Below are 17,267 nucleotides of genomic sequence, written 5' to 3' on the forward strand. Positions count from 1 at the left end.
AAGTGACGTCCATGGAAGAGAGCACAGCACCCACCGTCACCTACGGCTTGCGCGGGCGGTCGTTCCTGGTGACCGGCGGAAGCCGCGGGCTCGGATACGCGGTCACCCGCCTTCTCGCCGCCGAGGGGGCGTCCGTCGCGATCTGCGGCCGGGACCCCGACAGTCTGGCCCGTGCCGCGTCGGCGCTGGAGGGAGAGTTCAACGCCCGGGTCGTGACCGGGTCCGTGGATGTCCTCGCGCTGGACGAACTGGAGGACTTCGCCGAGGAAGCCGGTCGCGCACTCGGCGGACTCGACGGCCTGGTCGCCAACATCGGCGGCAAACGCGGTGGTGGACTCCTCGAATCCACCCGCGAGGACTGGCAGGCGACCTGGGAACTGAACGGCGGGCACGCGGTACGGGCCATACGGTCGGCGCTCGGCTCTTTCAGACCGGGCAGTTCAGTGGTGCTCGTCTCCTCCATCTCCGGCTGGAAACCGCGCTTCCCCGCCCAGTACGGGGCGGCCAAGGCGTCAGAGATCTACCTCGCGGGCGCACTGTGCCAAGAACTGGCCCCCTACCGGGTCCGGGTCAACACCGTCAGCCCTGGTTCGATCCTCCTGCCGGGCAAGAGCTGGGACCGCCTGCGAAAGCGCGACCCGCAGACGTACGCCGCGTACGCGGAACGCAACCCCAACGGGCGGCTGCTGAACGCGGAGGAAGTCGCCCAGGTCATCGGCTTCCTCCTCTCCCCCGCCTCCGAGGCCCTGAACGGGGCCCACATCCCGGTCGACGGCGGCCAGCCACAGGCCGGCCTCGGCGCAACTCCCGCTCAGAGAGCCGATGATGCCTCGTGAGGTGGTAACGGTGACGGTGGTTACCTTCACGGACATCGACGCCTGCGTCCTCGAAGCGCCCGAGGTCGGCAAGCTGGGCAAGCTTCTGGTGCGCGCCCGTAGCGCCGCGTAGAGGTCCTGACCGCCACACGAAGGAGTGCGGCTTCGCCCTTACACCGTGCGGCCTTGCCGCCGAGCCGTAGCCTGCCGGAGGGGACCGGTACACAGCGTATAGGTACCGGTACGGGCAGGCAGCGCGCAGAACGGGGGCGGGCGATGGAGCTCACGGGTCCGGTGGACGACAACGACGACGTGGAAAACGCTGCGGACCTCTTCCGTGTGATCGGCCGCCAGGTGAGGTTGCTGCGGGAGCGGGCTGGTCTCACGCAGCGGGAGCTGGGTGAGCAAGTCGGGTACAGCGAGGAGCTGATCCGGTCGCTGGAGCGGGGGCGCAGGACGCCTCAGCCGGAGTTCCTGGACGCGGCGGACGAGAGGCTGGGCGCGGGCGGGCTGCTGCGGGCGGCGAAGGAGGACGTGGCGAGGGCGAAGACCCGGGCGCGGGTGAAGCATCCGACGTGGTTCACGGACTATGCGAAGGTGGAGGCGGACGCCAACGAGCTCTCCTATTACAGCAACCACAACATCCCCGGTCTGTTCCAGACCGAGGCCCACGCACGCGCGCTCTACGGGATGCGCAAGCCACTCCTCGATGACGAGTTGATCGAGCAGCGTGTGTCGGCGCGGATGGCTCGCCAGGTGGTGCTGACGAGTCGCCCAGTCCCGATGGTGAACTGCGTCATCGAAGAGGCCATTCTCCGGCGCCCCATCGGTGAATGGAGCGTTCACAAAGAACAGCTGGCGGAGGTTGCGCGGCTTGGCCGACTGCGCAACGTCGAACTCCAGGTCATGCCTCTGGACCGCCCCGAACACGCAGGCATGGGTGGTCCGTTCACGCTGCTGACACCCAAAGGGAAACCGCAGGTCGGCTACGTGGAAGTGCAGAACATCAGCCGTCTGATCACTGACCTGGAAGAGGTCCGTATCCTGGCAGCACGGTACGGATGCATCCGGTCTCAGGCACTCACGCCGCGTGAGTCCCTGGTGTTGATCGAAAGGTTGCTGAACGAGCAATGACACCCGAAGTGCGCACTCATGAAGCAGCCGACCTATCCTGGTTCAAGAGCTCGTACAGCTCGAACGAAGGCGGCGAGTGCGTCGAAGTCGCTGCCAGTGAGCAGGCGGTGAGTGTCCGCGACTCCAATGACGTCACCCGGCCCCACCTGTCCGTCAGCCACCCCGGCTGGGCGCGGTTCGTTCGGTACGTGGCAGGAGCCTGACTCCCCCTCATGGCTAGCCGCACGTGGCCGGACGACACCCCGGCTTCCTTCCAGCTCCTTCCCGGCGCCGCCGACTCTCCGGTAATCCTGCACGTCCCGCACTCCTCGCGGGTCATTCCCGAGTCGGTGCGTGAAGGCATCGTCCTGGACGACCGTGCGCTCGAGCTGGAGCTGGACCACATCACCGACTCCCACACGGCCGAGATCGCCGCCGCCGCAGTGGGAGCCGCGACCGTCACCCCCTGGCGTTTCGTCAACCAGCTCTCCCGTCTGGTCATCGATCCCGAGCGCTTCCCCGACGAGCGCGAGGAGATGCTGGCCGTCGGCATGGGCGCGGTCTATACCCACACCACGCACCGCGAGCGGCTCCGCCCGCCGGCGCATCCCCGGCCGCTGATCGAGCGCTACTTCCATCCCTATGCCGAGGCGATGACCGCGGCGGTCGGCGAGCGGCTGGCGGCGACGGGGCGTGCCTTCGTCATCGACGTCCACTCGTATCCGACCGAGCCGCTGCCCTACGAGCTGCACGGCGACGGGCGGCGGCCGCCCATCTGCCTGGGTACGGACGACTTCCACACTTCGCCCGAGCTGATCGCCCTGGCCCAGACGGCATTCGCCGGGTTCGGCGGCACGGGGATCAACAGCCCATTCGCAGGCACCTACGTACCGCTGAAGTTCTACGGCAAGGACCCGCGCGTCAGTGCCCTGATGATCGAGATCCGCCGGGACACGTACATGTCGGAACCGGGCGGGGCGGCGGGCCCCGGCCTCACCGCCCTCGCCGCCGCGCTGGCGGGTCTGGTCGACGCGCTGTCGGTCTGAGTCAGGACCACGCCCGCCCCGCCGCCCACGCGGCGAGTTCGTCCTGGGCACCCTTCAACATGGCGGCCGAGGGCGCCGTCGCTCCGTTCGTCACCAGGGCATAGTGCACGCCGTCCGCGTTCTGCGCGGTGAGCAGCAGGCGGCGGCTGCCTGTCCCGCCCGGCTCCGGGGCGACGGCGATCGGTGTGCTTCTCGTGTACGCGGGAGGTCCGGCGACCGCGCCGAGGTCGGAGACCACCGTCGTGCGGGGGGTGTCGAAGGACGCAGGCAGGTGCAGTTCGGTGGGGGCGGCGGTGCCGTCCGAGCGCCACAGGAGGAGGCCGTACTGGCCCGAGCCGACGAGCTCGGCGACCCGCGGGAGCGACTTCGGTACGGGATTCCACGTCAGGGTCTTCGAGCCGTCGCGGGACCTGTCCTCATACGTGAAAGCCATCACCCGGCCCGCGGTGGCGCTGGGGTACAGACGGTCCAGCAGCCGGGCGTCCTGTCGGAGGAGCGCCGTGCCCGAGTCGTCGAGGCGGACGGCCGAGAGGTCCTCGTCGTTCCAGGCGTCGGCGGCGGTCAGGACCTTGTCGGGGTTGCCGTTCATCAGCTCGTGGTGGCGGCCGTTGTAGATGTCCCACTGCCATTGTGTGCCGGACAGCACCGGTCCCGAGTCCTGAAGGCGGGACCACCAAGCGGCACCTGGCAGGCGGGAGTCCAGGGCCTGGTACATCGCCTTGCCGACAGTCGGGGCCTTGTCGGAGACGCTCCCGGTCAGCGGATGGCCGAACTCGCTGACGACCGCCGCCGTGCCCGCGCCGGCCGCGCGGTCGCGGACGGCGCCGAAGTCTCCGGCGTACTGGCCGTCGGCGGCCTTGCCCCACATGAAGATGCCGGAGATGGCCTTGTGGTCGTAGAAGTGGGTGTTGAAGACATACCGCGGGCCGATGGTGCCGGCGTCGAGCAGCCCGCCCTCCTGCTTCTGAAAGGCGAGGTTGGAGTTCCAGAAGAGGTTCGGTTCGACGAAGGCGGGCTTGCTCTGCCAGCCGGCCGCGTCCATGCGGGCGCGGAACTTCTCGTAGAAGGGCCAGAGCAGCTCGCGCTCCCAGGCCCGGCTGGACTGCCCGGAGTCGTACGAGCCCGCGTGCGGTTCGTTGTACGGGTCGAAGCCCGCGACCGCCGCGAACTCAGCGGCGCTGAGGTGCTCGGCGAAGTACGCCATGGTGGTCTGGGCGGTCGCGAGGAAGGCGTCCTGGACGCCGCCCTTGTTGTGCCAGAAGTCGTACGTCGCCCGCTTCACGGCTTCGTTCTGCGTGATGTTCTGTCCCCAGAACAGGCAGATCCCGCACGACTCCCGCGGGTAGCCGCCGGCCTCGACTGCCCACTTGGGGGCACCGTCGCCGGTGTACCAGCTGCCTTTGTTGAAGAGGTGCCGGGAGTAGAGGTCCTGGTGGAAGTCGGGGTAGACGCGGATGCCTGTCTTGAGGAAAGCCCGCAACTGTGCGGTGGCGGCGGTGAGATAGGCCCGGTCCACCTGCCCCCGCACGGGTTCGGCGTGAGCCCATGACAGCAGGAAACGGACGGCGTTGCCGCCGCCGAGCGCACGAAGCGCGGTCGCGGACTTTTCGGCGTCGGCGACGGATGCGAAGGGCAGTCCGCCGTTCTCCTCCAGCTTGGTCTCGCCGGAGACGTTGTACCCGCGCAGGACCACCTCGCGGCCGAGTCCGTCTTTGAAGCGGCCGCCCTCGACCGTGAAGGCGGACGCGGCCTGCTCGTCGAACCAGAGGGAGTCCGGGGCGGGCGCCGCGGCGGACGGCACGCTCCCTGTGGTCAGGGACGCGGTCATGAGGATGACGAGACCGATCAGACGTGCGCGCATCTTCGCCATGCCCATCACAGTTCCTGACACACCGTCAGACTGTCAATGGTTGCACCACGGGCGACGCGGGACACGACAAGGGGAGCCCGAAGGAGCACCGAGGCAGCACCGACCCCGAGTGGTGCCAAAGGCCGAGGTATTCGCAGGTAACCGGGGTATCGACAGGTAACCGAGGTATCCGCAGGTAATCGACCATTCCCCTCGCATCCGGCGCATCTCCGTTATGCGGTTATCTTCGCTTCTCCGAGCCGCCGAGCCATTTCCCCCGCAATGCCACACCCTTAGCACCGCCTAACACCTTCTGCACACGCCCCGGAAACACTCCCTACACATAGACGCTGCGGTGCGTACGACACCTGACACGAGGTTGCTTCCTTCGGTGAATCTGCACACCGAATGCGCAGACGTCACATCGCCTCCCGCGGACCTCCCCCGCCCTGACCAGTACATCTACCCTTTGATGCGGAATGTCCAATTTTTAACCAAGTGGGAGTCAGCTCAAGGGAATTACAGTGGCTCACTGTGTGAAGAAGATGCCACCAAGCCATGGACACACCTGCACGTCAGGTAATTCAACGGCTGCCTTTCGACCGCATCAGCAGTTGTCCGATTGGCTGCGCAACGCGCCTGCGTGCTTTGATCCTTCGCACTGCGGGAGCCGAAAGACTCAGTCGCAGCACTCGAGATATCCATGCGAAGGGAACCCCCTCATGAACTCCACCCCCCAGGTTCAGACCCAGGAAATCTCCGACAGCGACCTGGACAACGTGTCCGGCGGCCTGGTGGGCCAGGCTGCCGGCGCCGCGCTCGGCACCGTCGACTCCGTCATCCCGGTCTCCGGCGTCGTCGGCGCCGCGTCCGGCACCGTCGGCTCCGTGGTCGGTACCGCCGAGGGCCTCACCGGCCTGGACACCTCCGGCGTCACGGGCCTGGTCGCCGGTCTCTGAGCCGGTCGTGTGCCGCTCAGCGGCGCATCCCCAAGCGGTGACTACGGCTCGTCGGCTCCCCCTCCTTGCCGACCGGCCGGACCGTATGCCCCGGATCCAAACCAGGGTCCGGGGCATACGGCCGCCGCCCGGCGGGCTCGCCAAGCGAGCCGCGCCGAATACCCGCCAGCACCATCGCAGTTGAGGGAAGAGTGTCGTGCAGTTCCGCCAACAGGCCCTTTCCAAGCTGCAATCGCCGGAAGAAATCGATCTGCCGGTGCGTTTCGCCCGCCCGCAGGGGTGGCTCGTCCTGGCCGTCACGGTCGTCGTCATGATCGCCGCATCCGCCTGGGCGGTCACCGGAACCTTGACCTCCACACTCGGCGCGCCCGGAATCCTCACCCACGCCCAGGGCAGTTATGTCCTGCAGAGCCCCGTCGCGGGCCAGGTCACGGATGTGCTCGCCGAAGAGGGCGCGAGGGTTTCCGCCAACGCTCCCCTGGTGAAGCTCCGTACCGCCGAGGGCAGCACCGTCGTCCGTACGATCGCCGCGGGCCGGCTGACCGCACTCGTCGCCACGATCGGCTCCGTGGTCACGACCGGAGCGGATGTGGCGGCCGTGGAGAGGATCGACAAGCCGGACGACCCCCTGATGGCCGTCCTGTATGTGCCCGCCGACAGCGGATCGACGGTGCCCGTGGGCGCTTCGGTCGATCTCACCGTCCAGTCGGTGCCCACCCAGCAGTACGGAGTACTGCGCGGCCGGGTGAAGGCCGTCGGCCGGACCGCCCAGACCCGCCAGCGGATCACCGGCTTCCTCGGCAGCAGTCAGCTGGGCGAGCAGTTCTCGAACAAGGGTCAGCCCGTGGCGGTCCTGGTACGCCTCGACCCGTCTTCGCGCACCGAGTCCGGCTATACCTGGTCGTCCGCGGACGGTCCGCCGTACGCCGTCGACTCCATGACCCTGACCACCGGCTCCATCAGGCTGTCCGAGCAGCACCCGATCGATTGGCTGCTGCCGTGACCGCGCAGAAGCAGAAGCAACAGCTGCCCCCGCCGGCGGGCGGCCGCGGACGCCATCGCCCGGAGGGAACGCCGGCCTCCCGGCGCGGCTCGCGCCGCGCCGGCCCCCCGCCCAAAGCCAAGAAGGCCAAGAAGCAGCAGGCCGTTCGCACCCCCACCGTCCTCCAGATGGAGGCGCTGGAGTGCGGCGCCGCCTCACTGGCCATGGTGCTCGCGCATTACGGGCGGCATGTGCCGCTCGAGGAGCTGCGTATCGCGTGCGGTGTCTCCCGCGACGGCTCGCGCGCCAGCAACCTGCTCAAAGCGGCGCGCAGTTACGGTCTCCAGGCCAAGGGCATGCAGATGGAGTCGGCGGCGCTGGCGGAGATGCGGGCGCCGGCGATCCTGTTCTGGGAGTTCAACCACTATGTCGTCTACGACGGCATGGAACGCCGGTTCGGCCGCCGGGGCGTGCACATCAACGACCCCGACAAGGGCCGCCGCTTTGTGGCGACGGAAGACTTCGACACCAGCTTCACCGGCGTCGCGCTGATCTTCGAACCCTCCGACAGCTTCCGCCGGGGCGGCCGTAAGCCGGGGATCATGGGCGCCGTGCCCGCGCGGCTGCGCGGTACGACGGGCACTCTGCTGGCGGCTCTGCTCGCCAGCCTGCTGCTCGTCGCGGTCGGCGCCGCGGTGCCGGCGCTGAGCCGTACGTACATCGACATGTTCCTGATCGGCAATCAGACCTCCTTGCTGGGACCCCTGTTCGCGTCGATGGCCGTGATGGTGGCGCTCACCGCCGTGCTCACCGGCCTGCAACAGGCGAACCTGCTGCGCGGCCGCATCATCTCGTCCACGCTCAGCAGCGCCCGTTTCCTGCGGCATCTGCTGAGACTGCCGGTCACGTTCTTCGCCCAGCGCAGTCCGGCCGATCTGGTGCAGCGCCTGCAGTCCAACGACGCGGTCGCCGAGACTCTGGCGCGGGACCTCGCCGCCGCGGGCGTGGACGGCGTCGTCGTCATCCTCTACGCCGTCCTGCTGTGGACGTACGATCCTCAACTCACCGTCATCGGCGTGCTGATCGCGCTGCTCAATGTGGTCGCAATGCGCATCGTGATCAGGCTGCGGGCCACCAACACCCAGAAGCTGCGCGCGGACAGCGCCCGGCTCACCAACACCTCGTACACCGGTCTTCAGCTGATCGAGACCATGAAGGCCACCGGCGGTGAGAACGGGTACTTCCGGCGCTGGGCGGGGCAGCACGCGACCACGCTGGAGGTACAGCAGCGGCTCGGTGTGCCGAGCGCCGCCCTCGCAGTCGTCGCGCCCACCCTCGCGATGCTCAACAGCGCGCTGATCCTCTGGATCGGAGGACTGCGGGCGGTGGAGGGCCATATCTCGATCGGTCTGCTCGTCGCCTTCCAGGCGCTGGTGACGCGCTTCACCGCGCCGATCACCCGGCTGAACGGAGTGGCGGGCAGGATCCAGGACTTCGCCGCCGATGTGGCCCGGCTCAAGGATGTCGAGAATTTTCCCGTCGACGCGCTGTACTCACGCCGGGAGCAGGACGCGAGCACCCGCAGGCTCAAGGGCCATGTGACGCTGGAGAACATCACCTTCGGCTACAGCCCGCTGGACAAGCCGCTGCTCAGCGAGTTCTCGCTGACGGTGGGACCTGGGCAGCAGGTGGCGCTCGTCGGCGGGTCGGGCAGCGGCAAGTCCACCGTCTCCCGGCTGATCTCCGGCCTCTACAGCCCGTGGGAGGGGACGATCCGTATCGACGGGCAGCGCCTGGAGGACATTCCCCGCAGCGCGCTGGCCGCCTCGGTCTCCTTCGTCGACCAGGACGTCTTCCTCTTCGAAGGCACCGTCCGGGACAACGTGGCGCTGTGGGACCCGTCGATACCGGACGAGGCCGTCGTCACCGCGCTCAAGGACGCAGCGCTCTACGACGACGTGATCGCCCGGCGGCCCGACGGCATCCACAGCCGGGTCGAGCAGGACGGCCGCAACTTCTCCGGCGGTCAGCGCCAGCGGCTGGAGATCGCCCGGGCGCTGGTCCGGCGGCCGAGCATCCTCGTGCTCGACGAGGTCACCAGCGCCCTGGACGCACAGACCGAGCAGGTCATCATCGATAATCTGCGGCGGCGCGGCTGCGCTTGCGTCGTGATCGCCCACCGGCTGAGCACGGTGCGCGACAGCGACGAGATCGTGGTACTCGACCATGGTTCGGTCGTCGAACGCGGCAGGCACGAGCAGCTGGTCGCCGCCGGGGGTCCGTACGCCGACCTGGTCAAGGAGCACTGACGTGGCATCCGTTCACCCGTCCGCGGTCGCGGGACCGGGCGAGACCGACGCGGTGACCCACGCGCTGGGCGGCCTCGGCGCGCCCGTCGACTGCACCGGCCTGCGCAGCCTGGCGCTGGAGGGGCCGCAGGTGCTGTGGCTCGTCGTCGGCGGGGCGCTGGATCTCTTCGCGGTCGACGCGGCCCAGCAGGGGCACTGGCACTTCCTCGGCCGTCTCGAAGCGGGCACACTGCTGCTCGGCCCGGTGGACGGCCCGCGGCACACCCTGCTCGGCAGGCCTTCGCAGGACTGTCTGCTGCGCCGGATCCCGCTGCGGGAGCTGTACCGGCCGGAGTACGAGACGTACGAGACTGAGTACGGGATGTACGACACCGCCTCCGGCACGTACAACACCGCGTCCGGGACGTACGACACTGCGTCCGGGACGTACGACACTGCGTCCGGCACATACAACACCGGCTACGAAACATCCGACACCGGCTACGAGGCGCCCAGTCCCCTGGAGTACGCCTTCGCTCTCGGCACCGGGCGGGGCCTCGGCGTCCTGTTCCAGGCTCCGCTCGACGGCCGGCCCGCGACCGACGGGGCCGTGGCCGACGACGACATCCTGTGGATGCCGGTCTCCCCCGGCAGCGTCCAGTACGGCGCCGCGTACAGCGCGGAGGCGGCCGGGGACCTGCTGGTCGACGCTGCGTTGTGGCAGCAAATGGTCAACCAGCAGTACCGGCTGCTGTCCGCGGTGGACCGCTGGATCGAAGAGCTGGAGCGCGCGCACGAGGACCGAACGGCCGCCGGTATCAAGGCGGGCGAGACTGTCCGCGCCCGGGCCGACCAGGCGCTGCTGGCCTCCATCGGCAGGCCGGAACGGGCCGGCCGGGCATCCACCGGCGCTGACGTGGCGACCGACGACGCCACGTTCGCCGTCTGCCGACGGGTCGCGGAGGCCGCCGGGATCACGCTCTCCGAGCCGTCGAAGAGCGGTGCGGTGGGCGACCGCGTCAGTCCCGTCGAGCGGATAGCGGTCGGCTCGCGGATCCGTACCCGCGCGGTCAGACTCGACGGTCGCTGGTGGCGTACGAACACCGGCCCCCTGGTGGGCCATTGGGCCAAGTCGGGTGCCCCGGTCGCGCTGCTGTGGCGTCGCGGCCGGTACGAAGCGGTGAACCCGGCCTCCGGACTGCGGATACGCATCGGCAGCAACAGCGCGGAGGAACTCGAACCGCGCGCCGTGATGTTCTACCGCCCGCTGCCGGAACGGCCCATGACCGCCTGGCAGCTGATGCGCTTCAGCCTGCGCGACACCCGCATGGACCTGCGCAATCTGGCGTTCGCCGGGCTGGTGACTGTGGGCCTCGGCGCGCTGGTGCCGATCGCGACCGGACAGGTGCTCGGCGTGTATGTGCCGACGGCCGAGAAGAACCTCATCGTCCAGGTCTCACTCGCGGTAATGATCGCCGGGGTCGTCTCCGCAGCTTTCATGCTGCTGCAGAACCTCACCATTCTGCGGATGGAAGGACGTATCGAGAGCGCGCTGCAACCGGCCGTGTGGGACCGGCTGCTGCGGCTGCCGACCAGGTTCTTCACCGAGCGCTCGACCGGAGAGCTGGCGAGTGCGGCGATGGGCATCAGCGCCATTCGCCGGGTGTTGTCGGGCATCGGCCCGGTGGCCGTGCAGGCGAGCACGGTCGGCGCGATGAACCTCGTACTGCTGCTCTGCTACAGCGTTCCGCTGGCGCTCGCCGCGATCGCCATGCTGATCCTCATCGGAGCCGTGTTCCTCGGGATGGGCCTGTGGCAGCTGCGGTGGCAGCGGCAGCTCGTCGAGCTCGGCAACAAGCTCAACAACCAGGCGTTCCAGACCCTGCGCGGGCTGCCCAAGCTGCGCGTCGCCGCGGCGGAGAGCTTCGCGTACGCCGCTTGGGCGCGGGAGTTCGCCCGCTCCCGTGAACTGCAGCAGCGCGCCGGCCGGATCAGGAACCTGACCACGGTCCTCGACGCGGTCTATCTGCCGCTCTGTTCGCTCACCATGTTCATGCTGCTGGCCGGCCCTGCCCGTGGCAGCATGTCGGCCGGTGAGTTCCTGACCTTCAACACCTCCGTGACCATGCTGCTGACCTCCGTCACGCAGGTCTCCGGGGCGCTGGTCTCGGCCGCCGCCGTCCTGCCCATGTTCGAACAGATCAAGCCGGTACTCGACGAGGCCCCTGAGGTCCGCGGCGCCAGCGCCCAGCCCGGCACCCTGACCGGTGCGATTGAGGCCAGGAAGCTCTCCTTCCGCTACTCCGACGACGGTCCCCTGGTCCTCGACGACGTGTCTCTCCAGGTGCGTCCGGGCGAGTTCGTGGCGATCGTCGGCCCCAGCGGATGCGGCAAGTCGACGCTTCTCCGCCTCCTCATCGGCTTCGACAAGCCGGCCTCGGGCAGCGTTCTGTACGACGGCCAGGACCTGGCGGCCCTGGACCAGGCCGCCGTCCGCCGCCAGTGCGGTGTCGTCCTGCAGAACGCACAGCCGCTGACCGGCTCGATCCTGGACTGCATCTGCGGCGCCGAATCCTTCTCCCAGGAAGAGGCGTGGGAGGCCGCCGAGATGGCGGGCCTGGCCGAGGACATCAAGCGCATGCCGATGGGCCTGCACACCATGATCTCGGCCGGTGGCGCGATCTCGGGCGGCCAGCGCCAGCGCCTGATGATCGCCCAGGCCCTGATCCGCCGCCCGCGCATCCTGTTCTTCGACGAGGCGACCAGCGCGCTGGACAACGAGACCCAGCGCATCGTGATCGAGTCCACCCGCCAACTGAGCGCCAGCCGCGTGGTGATCGCCCACCGGCTGTCGACGGTGATGGACGCCGACCGCGTGATCGTGATGTCGGACGGCCGCGTCGTGGAGCAGGGCCGCCCGGCTGACCTGCTGACCAACGCGGGCGGCGCGCTTCACGAACTGGTGCGACGGCAGATGACCTGAGCCGGCGGACCCGTGGAACCGGTCGTCACTGACCGGTCACGCCGTCCAGGTGCGGCAGGTAATGATCGAGGCGTTCCCGCTTGGTCAACAGATACGACATGTTCTCCTCGCGCGGCGGTATCAGCAGCGGAACCTGCTCGGTGATTTTGATGCCGTGCCGCAGCAGTGCTTCGCGCTTGAGCGGGTTGTTCGACAACAGCCGCACGGACTGCACACCGAGGTCGTGCAGGATCTCCGCCGCCACCCGGTAGTCGCGGGCGTCGGCCGGGAACCCGAGGGCGAGATTCGCTTCGACCGTGTCCAGCCCCTCCGCCTGGAGCTTCATGGCCCGCAGCTTGGCCAACAGGCCTATCCCTCGCCCCTCGTGCCCCCGGAGGTAGACGAGAATGCCGCGCCCTTCCGTCACGATGGCGTGCAGTGCGGCGGACAGCTGATCGCCGCATTCACAGTGCTTGGACCCGAAGACATCTCCGGTCAGACACTCCGAATGCACGCGGGTAAGTGCTCCCTCTTTCTCGGCATCGCCGTATACCAGCACCATTTGTTCGTCCCCGCTTTCGCGGTCCAGGTAGCCGACAGCGAGGAAATCGCCGTGCGTGGTGGACAGCCGGACATCCACCACTCGTTCGACACCTGAAGGACGAACACTGTCGCCGAACACGCCATCACTTTCTGTCATGACCCCGATCCTATCTGGCAATCTCTGGGCGGCGTAGGTCAAAATGACGAAGAAGCATCAACTGACTGCCCGTTTCATCACGTTCGACCATGGACGCGCGGAGCGAACAACGAAAGGCCCTAAAACAATGAGTGGTTCACAAACGCCACAGGCATCGGGCCTGTTGCCATGGGACTCCACGGAGGACGTGCGGTCCCGGCAGGCCGATGTCGCCGTCCTTCCCATAGGCAGCTTCGAGCAGCACGGTGCGTTCCTTCCCCTGGTGACCGACACGGTCGTCGCCTGCACCATCGCCCGGGAGATCGCCGCAGCCCACCCGGTTCACCACCTTCCTCCTCTCACGATCTCCTGTTCGCACGAGCATGCGGCCTGGCCGGGAACCGTCAGCATTTCCGCCGCGACCCTCCACGCCGTCGTACGGGACATCGCCGACTCGCTCCGCCGGTCCGGTGTCGGTTCCCTGATTCTGGTCAACGGACACGGCGGAAATTACGTGCTGCGTAACGTAGTTCAGGAATCCGTCGGCAGCGGGATACGTATGGCGCTTTTCCCCGGCTCGGCAGACTGGGATGCGGCACGGTCCAGGGCCGGTGTCCAGACCCCGTCACACAGCGATATGCACGCGGGTGAAGTGGAGACGTCCATCCTGCTGCACGCCCATCCCGAACTGGTCCGCCCCGGTTATGAGACCTCCGATTTCCTGGTCGACGACCGTAAGCATCTGCTCACTCTGGGTATGACGGCATACACCGAGTCCGGTGTCATCGGCCGTCCGTCAATGGCGTCCGCCGATAAGGGAAAAGAACTTCTGGCGGCACTGGTCGAATCCTTCGGTGAGTACGTCTCACTGCTCACCCGGCAGGCGACGCGATGACCGGCCGCAGCCGCGTACTCGACGCGGCAGAAGGCTGGGAGCGGCTGCGGGGCATCCGGTCGGAGGCGGACGCCGAGGCCGCCGGCCTTGTCCCGGGCGCGGACGGCGGCCGGCGCTGGAAGCAGGACGCCTCGCCCGAGGCGGAGATGCTCGCCAACCGCTATCTGCCACTGTGCCTGGCCGGTCCGCACGTTACGTTCGCACAGCTCGGACAGAGCCTGGACGGTTTCATAGCGACGCGTACCGGCGACGCCGACTACGTCACGGGCGAGGAGGACCGCCTTCATCTGCACCGCCTGCGTGCGCTCGCCGACGCGGTGGTCGTCGGGGCGGGCACAGCGGTCGCGGACGACCCGCAACTGACGGTGCGTGCCTGCCCCGGGGCCAACCCGGTGCGCGTCGTGCTCGATCCGCACATCCGCGTACCGCCGGGGCACCGGGTGTTCACCGACGGATCAGCGCCGACGCTGTGGGTGGTGGGCGAGGGCAGTGACCGCGGCAAGTCCGCCCCGGACGGCGTCGATGTACTGACACTGCCGGACAGCGATGCGTTCGCCCCGGGCCGCCTGGTGCAGGCGCTCGCGCGGCGCGGTCTGGGCCGGGTACTGATCGAGGGCGGCGGCGTCACCGTGTCACGCTTCCTGCACGAGCAGGCGCTGCACCGGCTCTACGTCACGGTGGCGCCGGTCCTGCTCGGCGACGGTGTCCCAGGGCTCCGCTTCGCCGGTACGCCGGTGATGCGGGACGCGCTCCGCCCGCCGGTGCGACGCGCCGCCCTCGGCGAGGACACGCTCTTCGAGCTGGAGTTGGGGACGCCGAAGACGGGCGAGCCACTGGCCGGCGAGCACCCCGACACCGGGCAGGCTCGCGGCGAAGGTGAGCACTCCGTAGATGACGGCGACGGTCAGACCCTGGGCCGCGCCCAGGCCGGCGGCTCCGAAGGCCCACGCGGTGACGCCTTCCCTGGGCCCCCAGCCACCGACGTTCAGCGGCAGCGCCATGGCGAGCAGCGCCAGCACCATCAGGGGCGCGAGTTCGGCGAACGGCGCCGTTGACCCGGCGGCCCGGGCGGCGAGAAGGAACGTGCCGAGGTGCCCGGCCAGCACCACGACGGACGAGATGACCACTCCCGGCCAGCTTCTGCGGGCGAGCAGTCCGAGCCGCGCTTCGGCCAGCGCGGCGCGGACCGCGCGGCGCCATCGCGATGTGCCTGGCTTCCCGCGGAGCCGGACGGCGACCGCGATCGTCAGGGCGACCACCACGGCGAGAGCCAGAGCGGTCCCCGGCGACGCGGCCAGGTCGCGGGGCCCCGCCAGGGCCGGGGACGGCTGGGCGAGCAGGACCGTCACGCCGACCGCGATCAGGACCACCTGGCCCGCGGTGCGTTCGAGGACGACCGCGCGCACACCACGGCCGACGTCATGCGTGTCCTGCCCGTGCCGCACGGCGCGGTGTACATCGCCGAGTACGCCGCCGGGCAGCGCCGCGTTCAGGAACAGCGCCCGGTAGTAGTCGGCGACGGCACGGCCCAGCGGCAGCCGGATGCTCAGGCCGCGGGCCACCACGCACCAACGCCAGGCGCTGAACACAGTGGTGAGCAGGCCGAGGCCGAGGGCGGCCAGCAGGGTGGGGCCGTCAATCCTGCGCAGCCCGTCCAGGAAGGCGCCGGTGCCCAGCCGCCACACCAGCACCAGGAGGATGCCCGCTCCGGCGAGCGTGCCGAGACGGGCCCGTACTGTCTGCGCGCTCATGAGGTCCCGCCCGCCGGCCCGGGCAGTGCCAGCAGATCGCTGTGGTGCACCACCACCTGCAACTGGCCCGCCTCACACGCGGCCAGGCGGCGCCGCAGATACGCCTCGGCGCGCGAGGCGAGGCCGGGGCGCTGCTCGCAGGCCGCGCCGACCCAGCCCCGTAGCCACTCCGCCGTCAGCGCCGACTCATCGGCGCCGAGCCGCCACGGGCTGGGGTGCGCCCGTACCGTCGCCCCTTGCCGTGCGAAGGCCTCGGAGGCCGCCGTTACGGCGTCGGGCCCGAGCAGGCCGTTACGGCGCTGGTGGGCGTTGAAAGCGGCGGCGAGCTCGGCATCCAGCGGTTCGGCCGGTGTCAGCTTGACCCGCCCGACCACGGAGAGCGCCAGCAGTGCCGGGCATTCGGCCCTCGCGCAGGCTTTGGCGAGCCCGTCCATCTCGTCGCGGGTGAGCACGTCCAGCAGAGCGGACGCCGTCAACAGCGAGGTGCCGGCCAGGTCTTCAGCGGTCAGGCGGCCGATTTCACCGGGTTCGGCGGCGACCGTCACGCTGCTGCCGTCAGCCGCCGTACGGGGCATCCGCACGGCGGCCAGTTCGAGCAGAGCGGGGTCACGGTCGTTGAGGATCCAGTGCTGGGGGCCGTTCAGCCGGGGCGCCAGCCAGCGTCCCATGGAGCCGGTGCCGCAGCCGAGATCGCGAATCACCAGCCCCGCATCCTCTCGCTTCAGACGCCTGAGCAGCGGTTCGAGGAGTCCGGATGCGCGGGCGGCGGCGTCGGCGCCTTCCCGCAGCTCCAGCCACTCGGGGGCATAACGAGGCACGTCGGTCGTACTCACGCGGCCCTCCGGGGTTCGAGTATGAGCTGTTCCAGGGCACCGGCCAGCTTCCGCGATGTCGTCTCCCACCCGTCCAGCGCTGTGCGCCGGTCGCCTGCTGCCGCCTTCAGCCGACGGCGCAGGCCGGGGTCGCCGAACCAGCGGCGCAGCGCCGCGGGGAGTGCCGCCGGGTCTTCCGACGGTACGAGGATGCCCGGCACGCTGCCGTCGGGCGCGCGCCCGACCGCCTCCGGGAGACCGCCGACAGCCGTCGCCAGCACGGGGATGCCGCGTGCGAGCGCCTCGGTCGCGGCCATGCCGTACGTCTCGGCGTACGAGGTGAGCACCATGAAGTCGGCGGCGGCGTAGCTCGCGTCGAGCTCCGCACCGGCCTGGGGTCCCACGAGGCTCACTCGGTCGCCGAGGCCGTACTCCTCGATCAGCTCCCTCAGGCCGGCGACATAGCCGGGGTCCTGATCGAGGCCGCCGGCGCACACGCAGTCCCAGGGCAGGTCCGCGACGGCCGCGAGTGCCTTCACCAGCCGGTACTGTCCCTTGCGCGGAGTCACCGACGCAACGCACAGGAGCCGCGAGACACCGTCGGTGCCGGGCGCCGGGGGCTCGATGTCGACGCCGGGGGCGGCGACATGGACCCGGCCTGAGGCGAGGCCGTGGTGGGCCACGAGCCTGCGGGCCGCCCACTCGCTGGTCGCCACGACCGCCGGAACGGCGCGCAGAGTTTCGCGTTCCAAGGCGTCCAGGGCCGCCGCCCGGGCGGGGGCGAGTCCTGTCTCGTCGCCCAGCGGCAGATGCACCAGCACCGCCAGGCGTAGCCGTTCGGCCTCGGGGACGACGATGTCGGGAACGGCGCAGGCGACGAGTCCGTCGAGGAGGACGACGGTGCCGTCCGCCGACTCCGCCAGGACTCGCGCCAGTTCGGCGCGGGCGGCCGCTGCGGGCTCGGGCCAGCTGCCCGCGACGGCGTGCTCGTGGACCTGCCAGCCGATTCCGGGCAATTCCTGGCAAACACGGCGGTCGTAGACATTGCCGCCACTCGGCGCGGCCGGATCGTCGACGCCCCCGGGCATGACGATATGCACCGAGCGCGAGTGCGGG

The 17,267-nt window shown here is 69.5% G+C and carries 14 protein-coding genes and 1 pseudogene; 10 read left to right on the top strand and 5 right to left on the bottom strand.

Translation table 11 applies throughout. From position 1 onward, the window contains the following. The first annotated feature begins 11 nt into the window (after positions 1–11). The 4 genes from QFZ67_RS06495 to QFZ67_RS06510 all read left to right on the top strand — a co-directional run bounded on the left by QFZ67_RS06495 (position 12) and on the right by QFZ67_RS06510 (position 2,974). A complete protein-coding gene (locus tag QFZ67_RS06495) occupies positions 12–836 on the top strand; it encodes an SDR family NAD(P)-dependent oxidoreductase (protein ID WP_307660136.1) in 825 nt (274 codons plus the stop codon). A 255-nt stretch (positions 837–1,091) separates the two neighbouring features. After that, the gene (locus QFZ67_RS06500; protein WP_373429956.1) at positions 1,092–1,949 is read left to right on the top strand and encodes a Scr1 family TA system antitoxin-like transcriptional regulator; all 858 of its coding nucleotides are present in this window, start codon (positions 1,092–1,094) and stop codon (positions 1,947–1,949) included. Beyond that, positions 1,946–2,152: a DUF397 domain-containing protein gene (locus tag QFZ67_RS06505; protein ID WP_307660138.1), complete on the top strand. Its 207-nt coding sequence runs from the start codon at positions 1,946–1,948 to the stop codon at positions 2,150–2,152. Before QFZ67_RS06500 ends, QFZ67_RS06505 begins: the two co-directional genes overlap by 4 nt. A gap of 9 nt (positions 2,153–2,161) precedes the next feature. After that, positions 2,162–2,974: an N-formylglutamate amidohydrolase gene (locus QFZ67_RS06510; protein WP_307660139.1), complete on the top strand. Its 813-nt coding sequence runs from the start codon at positions 2,162–2,164 to the stop codon at positions 2,972–2,974. Between the two features lies 1 nt (position 2,975). Here QFZ67_RS06510 and QFZ67_RS06515 read toward each other — a convergent pair whose 3' ends face one another. After that, a complete protein-coding gene (locus QFZ67_RS06515; protein ID WP_307665746.1) occupies positions 2,976–4,844 on the bottom strand; it encodes a cellulase family glycosylhydrolase in 1,869 nt (622 codons plus the stop codon). A gap of 701 nt (positions 4,845–5,545) precedes the next feature. Here QFZ67_RS06515 and QFZ67_RS06520 point away from each other — a divergent pair. The 4 genes from QFZ67_RS06520 (at position 5,546) to QFZ67_RS06535 (ending at position 12,035) form a co-directional block, all read left to right on the top strand. Further along, on the top strand, positions 5,546–5,782 hold the full coding sequence (locus tag QFZ67_RS06520; protein WP_307660140.1) for a type A2 lantipeptide: 237 nt from the start codon (positions 5,546–5,548) through the stop codon (positions 5,780–5,782). Positions 5,783–5,978: 196 nt separating this feature from the next. Then, a complete protein-coding gene (locus QFZ67_RS06525) occupies positions 5,979–6,785 on the top strand; it encodes an HlyD family efflux transporter periplasmic adaptor subunit (RefSeq protein ID WP_307660141.1) in 807 nt (268 codons plus the stop codon). Further along, positions 6,782–9,073, top strand: a complete 2,292-nt coding sequence (locus QFZ67_RS06530; RefSeq protein ID WP_307660142.1) for an NHLP family bacteriocin export ABC transporter peptidase/permease/ATPase subunit — start codon at positions 6,782–6,784, stop codon at positions 9,071–9,073. The genes QFZ67_RS06525 and QFZ67_RS06530 overlap by 4 nt, the downstream gene beginning before the upstream one ends. Position 9,074: 1 nt before the next feature. After that, positions 9,075–12,035, top strand: a complete 2,961-nt coding sequence (locus QFZ67_RS06535; RefSeq protein WP_307660143.1) for an NHLP bacteriocin export ABC transporter permease/ATPase subunit — start codon at positions 9,075–9,077, stop codon at positions 12,033–12,035. A 25-nt stretch (positions 12,036–12,060) separates the two neighbouring features. On the opposite strand, the gene ribA is transcribed toward QFZ67_RS06535, so the two are convergent. Then, positions 12,061–12,714, bottom strand: a complete 654-nt coding sequence (gene ribA, locus QFZ67_RS06540) for a GTP cyclohydrolase II (RefSeq protein WP_307660144.1) — start codon at positions 12,712–12,714, stop codon at positions 12,061–12,063. Positions 12,715–12,841: 127 nt separating this feature from the next. Here ribA and QFZ67_RS06545 point away from each other — a divergent pair, with 127 nt between their 5' ends. Continuing rightward, the gene (locus QFZ67_RS06545) at positions 12,842–13,588 is read left to right on the top strand and encodes a creatininase family protein (RefSeq protein ID WP_307665747.1); all 747 of its coding nucleotides are present in this window, start codon (positions 12,842–12,844) and stop codon (positions 13,586–13,588) included. Positions 13,589–13,734: 146 nt separating this feature from the next. Next, positions 13,735–14,232: pseudogene (locus tag QFZ67_RS06550) on the top strand (RibD family protein); the annotation flags it as partial. Here QFZ67_RS06550 and QFZ67_RS06555 read toward each other — a convergent pair. From QFZ67_RS06555 to QFZ67_RS06565, 3 genes are read right to left on the bottom strand one after another with little or no spacing between them, the layout of a single operon-like run. Beyond that, on the bottom strand, positions 14,221–15,339 hold the full coding sequence (locus tag QFZ67_RS06555) for a lysylphosphatidylglycerol synthase transmembrane domain-containing protein (RefSeq protein WP_307660145.1): 1,119 nt from the start codon (positions 15,337–15,339) through the stop codon (positions 14,221–14,223). The pseudogene QFZ67_RS06550 and the gene QFZ67_RS06555 overlap by 12 nt on opposite strands. Beyond that, complete coding sequence (locus tag QFZ67_RS06560) at positions 15,336–16,172, bottom strand: class I SAM-dependent methyltransferase (RefSeq protein WP_307660146.1); 837 nt, start codon at positions 16,170–16,172, stop codon at positions 15,336–15,338. The genes QFZ67_RS06555 and QFZ67_RS06560 overlap by 4 nt, the downstream gene beginning before the upstream one ends. Further along, entirely contained in the window at positions 16,169–17,239 is a 1,071-nt protein-coding gene (locus QFZ67_RS06565; RefSeq protein ID WP_307660147.1) for a glycosyltransferase family 4 protein, read from the bottom strand. Before QFZ67_RS06565 ends, QFZ67_RS06560 begins: the two co-directional genes overlap by 4 nt. Positions 17,240–17,267: the final 28 nt, after the last annotated feature.

Source organism: Streptomyces sp. V1I1, from assembly GCF_030817355.1.
Taxonomy (GTDB): Bacteria; Actinomycetota; Actinomycetes; order Streptomycetales; family Streptomycetaceae; genus Streptomyces.

What these genes read in the sequence shown, in the direction of transcription:
- QFZ67_RS06495 (WP_307660136.1), top strand. Translation starts at nt 12, where the DNA reads ATGGAAGAGAGCACAGCACCCACCGTCACCTACGGCTTGCGCGGGCGG.
- QFZ67_RS06500 (WP_373429956.1), top strand. Translation starts at nt 1,092, where the DNA reads ATGGAGCTCACGGGTCCGGTGGACGACAACGACGACGTGGAAAACGCT.
- QFZ67_RS06505 (WP_307660138.1), top strand. Translation starts at nt 1,946, where the DNA reads ATGACACCCGAAGTGCGCACTCATGAAGCAGCCGACCTATCCTGGTTC.
- QFZ67_RS06510 (WP_307660139.1), top strand. Translation starts at nt 2,162, where the DNA reads ATGGCTAGCCGCACGTGGCCGGACGACACCCCGGCTTCCTTCCAGCTC.
- QFZ67_RS06515 (WP_307665746.1), bottom strand. Translation starts at nt 4,844, where the DNA reads ATGGCGAAGATGCGCGCACGTCTGATCGGTCTCGTCATCCTCATGACC.
- QFZ67_RS06520 (WP_307660140.1), top strand. Translation starts at nt 5,546, where the DNA reads ATGAACTCCACCCCCCAGGTTCAGACCCAGGAAATCTCCGACAGCGAC.
- ribA (WP_307660144.1), bottom strand. Translation starts at nt 12,714, where the DNA reads ATGACAGAAAGTGATGGCGTGTTCGGCGACAGTGTTCGTCCTTCAGGT.
- QFZ67_RS06545 (WP_307665747.1), top strand. Translation starts at nt 12,842, where the DNA reads ATGAGTGGTTCACAAACGCCACAGGCATCGGGCCTGTTGCCATGGGAC.
- QFZ67_RS06555 (WP_307660145.1), bottom strand. Translation starts at nt 15,339, where the DNA reads ATGAGCGCGCAGACAGTACGGGCCCGTCTCGGCACGCTCGCCGGAGCG.
- QFZ67_RS06565 (WP_307660147.1), bottom strand. Translation starts at nt 17,239, where the DNA reads ATGCCCGGGGGCGTCGACGATCCGGCCGCGCCGAGTGGCGGCAATGTC.